The organism is Aetokthonos hydrillicola CCALA 1050, from assembly GCF_017591665.1.
Taxonomy (GTDB): domain Bacteria; phylum Cyanobacteriota; class Cyanobacteriia; order Cyanobacteriales; family Nostocaceae; genus Aetokthonos; species Aetokthonos hydrillicola.
Map to the genome: position 1 here is coordinate 1 of NZ_JAAKGC010000231.1, position 3,782 is coordinate 3,782.

Here is a 3,782-nt window from a genome sequence, read left to right on the forward strand (position 1 = left end):
CTGGCTGTTCACTCAATGAAGGCAACCCTAGTCTGGGACTGTTTTGCTGTGATACAAGGTTTCTGAGTCGTCTAGAACTGCAAATTAATGGACATTCACCAGTCTTACTTAGTAGTACTGCTGATAAAGGTTTTTCACTCTCAATTCTGTGTACCAACCCTAGAATAGAGGATCGTCTCAGAGCTGATACTGTAGGTATTAGACGAGAAATGGTGCTTAATGGGGCACTATTTGAGGAATTAGAAATTTCTAATTATAGCACAACATCTGTCAGCTTTGAACTCAGTCTTAGCTTTGATGCTGATTTTGTGGATTTATTTGAAGTTCGTGGCTATGGACGGGATAACCGAGGTAGACTTTTACGCTTAGTGGAACCCACACCTGAAGAATTAGACGGTGTTTCTTCGTCTCAACAATCTCAGTCACAGACACAGAAAGACCAAAGCTTAACCCTCGCTTATCAAGGTTTGGATGGTTTGCTGATGGAATCCCGCGTCTACTTCCAGCATCGACAACCAGACTATATTAAGGGTTATACAGCAGTTTGGCAGCTAGAATTGGCTTCTCATGAAACCCAAAAGTTGGGATATCGGGTAAATTTGTTCACAAATAATCATCCCAGCTCTACTGTTAGTGCCGCTTTTACCTTGGTGCAGGCGAAAGCTGCGGAATTGATGGAAGAGCAAAACTGGGTGCAACAAATTACTCAAATCCGCACAGACAAAAGTCTTTTCAATCGCATTATTGAGCGTGCTGAGCAAGATATGTATTTATTGCGTCAGTCGTTCGGTAAGCAAAAAACTGTTTCTGCTGGAGTACCATGGTTTTCCGCTTTGTTTGGTAGGGATTCGATAATTACAGCGTCCCAAACCCTCATGTTAAATCCCCAAATTGCTAAGGAAACCCTAATTCTACTCGCAAGATATCAGGGCAAAGTAGAAGATGATTGGCGTGAAGAAGAACCGGGTAAGATTCTACATGAATTGCGTTTAGGGGAGATGGCTCGGTGTGACGAAATTCCTCACACTCCTTACTATGGTACAGTTGACGCCACTCCTTTATGGATCATGCTGTACGCGGAATATTATGACTGGACTCATGATAGCGAACTCCTAGAGCAACTTTGGCCTAATGCTTTGTCAGCTATGGAGTGGATCGACCATAACATGAAGGACTTTGGTTATCTCCGCTATCGGCTAAAATCCAAACGTGGGCTTGTTAATCAAGGGTGGAAAGACTCAGGCGATTGTGTTGTAAACCGTAAAGGAGAATTAGCTAATGGTGCGGTTTCTCTTTGCGAGGTACAAGCTTATGTTTATGCTGCTAAATTACGTCTGGCAGAAATTGCTAGGATGAAAAAACGACTTGACTTGTCAGATCGCTGGCAAGAAGAGGCAAGAAATTTGAAGCTTCGCTTTAATCGCGATTTTTGGATAGAAGATCAAGATTTCTGTGCTTTGGCTTTGGATGGAGATGGTAACCAAGTTGACAGTATCACTTCAAATCCTGGTCACTGTTTGCAGTTAGGCATCTTTACTCCGGAAAAAGCCTATAGTGTGGCGGAACGGTTACGAGCTCCAGATATGTTTAATGGTTGGGGTATTCGTACCTTAAGTAGTCTTTCACCAGCATACAATCCTATGGGTTACCATATTGGTTCAGTATGGCCCCATGATAATTCAATGATTGCTATCGGTTTGCGATCGCTTGGTCTGATTGATCAAGCTCTGGAAGTCTTTGAAGGATTGTTTGACATGACTAGTCAGCAACCCTATCAACGTCCTCCGGAACTTTTCTGTGGTTATGAGCGTACTACTGAGAGTACACCTGTACAATATCCTGTAGCTTGTACTCCTCAAGCTTGGGCAACTGGGAGTATTTTTCAACTCCTCCAGATGATTGTAAACTTAGTTCCTGATGCTCCCAACAACTGCTTAAGAATAATCGACCCCGCTTTGCCAGAGTCGATAAATCGTTTATCACTCCATAATTTAAGAGTTGGTCCTACCATTCTCGACTTAGAATTTGAGCGTTCTGGTAGCACCACCGCTTGTCGTGTCGCCAAGAAACGCGGAAACCTTCGAGTAGTTATTGAAGCGTAAAAAAGGAGCCAGAATTCAGGAGTCAGGAGTCAGGAGTCAGGAGTCAGAAGTTAGATATTTTTGTCGAATAAATTTACCTTTCTCCTCTGCTCCCCTGTTCCCCAACTTTTGACTTTTGAATGCGTGACTTTTGACTTCCCCAAAAAAGCTGCTCCCTCTTAGCCTTCTTCTTGATTGTCTCTTTTATGTCCTGGGGAAGCTTCATATAGAGCGTCTAGTTGCTCACGTGCATCATCAACGTTAATAGAACGCATCACCAATAAAGGTTCTTTTATTAAATTGCCTGAATTATCCAATAACTCCGGATGAGGAATCAACTGCCTGTTTGATGACATATAGTGATTAGCCATCGGAGGATAAGTCCGTTCTTGATGAAAACTGAACATAATCAGGTTACGGATTAAATTTGCAACAGCGATAAAAGCGAGGATAGTAAAAGCAAAAATGTAAAGCAGGTGTAACATAGATATTTTCCTCCAAAAATAGCAAATTTGAAAACTTTATAGTTAAATTGACTAGATCTAACTAAGGCCACGACCTAATCGATGCGGAATGATTAACGCACTTTTTGTGCGCCTATTTTGCTGAGTTGGGTAAACTTTTTGAGTAAGTTAAAAAAACAAGGTATTAAGCATCACTTTATTAGTTTATTTTGATGTAAAATTTCTTTACTGTGTTGTTAAAGCAATCAAAATTTAATGATTGGTGAGGAACACACCTCTAGTTATCCGCCTTGTGCTTGACGGAAGCGCATCCCTACGTTCCAACATTCTGTTACTAAATTATGCCAAGGCAATAATGCTGCCATATCAATCCCGACTTGAGCGTCTGTTGCCATAAACAGCATTTTCGCAGTGTTGACTTCTTCCTCGGCTTGCTTCACTCGTGTTAACAAGTCGTTTTGCTCCACTCGACTCATAAATGAGAGATGCTCAGTTTCTAAGAACTTGCGCGATCGCGCAAACCAATACTGAAAATCTTCTAACAGCGGTTGCAATACCGTTTTGAGCAATTCAGTTTCTGGTAAATTCGAGTCTCGCATAAATGAGAGGCATAGTGCTTAGTTTCTTCCTAAATATTAACGCTATTGACGATTCTTAACATTATTTAAATAGTCTGTCATAAGTTATAGTTTTGATAAACTGTCATCTATGATACATTTCTTAACATTATAGGACAGTCTCAAAGCGTTTGTATATAGTTTTTGAGAAATGGGCAATGGGCAATGGGCATGGGGTATTGGAGAACAGGCAATAGTTTTACATCAAAAATCCTAGAGAAATCCTAATTGAATAGTGAGAAAATACAGAGATTAAAAACACCTATCTATAAGGGTTTCAGCCTTCCACGTTCTCCTAAATAATTTAGGCTCGCTATACATCAGGGTCTTTTGTGTTGCCCAATACCCAATGCCCAATGTCCAATGCCCAATGCCCCATGCCCCATGCCCCATGCCCCAACGGCCAGTATGCTATATTGAGGGAGATTTTTCCCTATTACTTCGCCAATATTTCAGCAGCCGATGTCGCCAAATTTAGTACCATTACAACCAGAGCAAGTTGAAAAAATATCTTTACCTCGTACTAGCGAGTCTGAGTGGTTGAAAAAGATTCGTCACACAGCTTCTCACGTGATGGCGATGGCAGTACAAAAGCTATTTCCAAAGGCGCAAGTTACAAT

3 protein-coding genes are annotated in these 3,782 nt (G+C 41.3%); 1 reads left to right on the plus strand and 2 read right to left on the minus strand.

What is annotated here, in order from left to right:
* Window positions 1-2,102: amylo-alpha-1,6-glucosidase (locus G4P69_RS36095; protein ID WP_208354708.1), on the plus strand; the 2,102-nt coding region annotated here is incomplete at its 5' end.
* 158 nt (window positions 2,103-2,260) lie between these two features.
* Here the strand turns inward: G4P69_RS36095 and G4P69_RS36100 are convergent.
* Both G4P69_RS36100 and G4P69_RS36105 read right to left on the minus strand, forming a co-directional pair.
* The gene (locus tag G4P69_RS36100; RefSeq protein ID WP_208354709.1) at window positions 2,261-2,566 is read right to left on the minus strand and encodes a DUF2973 domain-containing protein; all 306 of its coding nucleotides are present in this window, start codon (window positions 2,564-2,566) and stop codon (window positions 2,261-2,263) included.
* A 260-nt stretch (window positions 2,567-2,826) separates the two neighbouring features.
* A complete protein-coding gene (locus tag G4P69_RS36105; protein ID WP_208354710.1) occupies window positions 2,827-3,144 on the minus strand; it encodes a DUF2605 domain-containing protein in 318 nt (105 codons plus the stop codon).
* Between the last annotated feature and the right edge of the window lie 638 nt (window positions 3,145-3,782).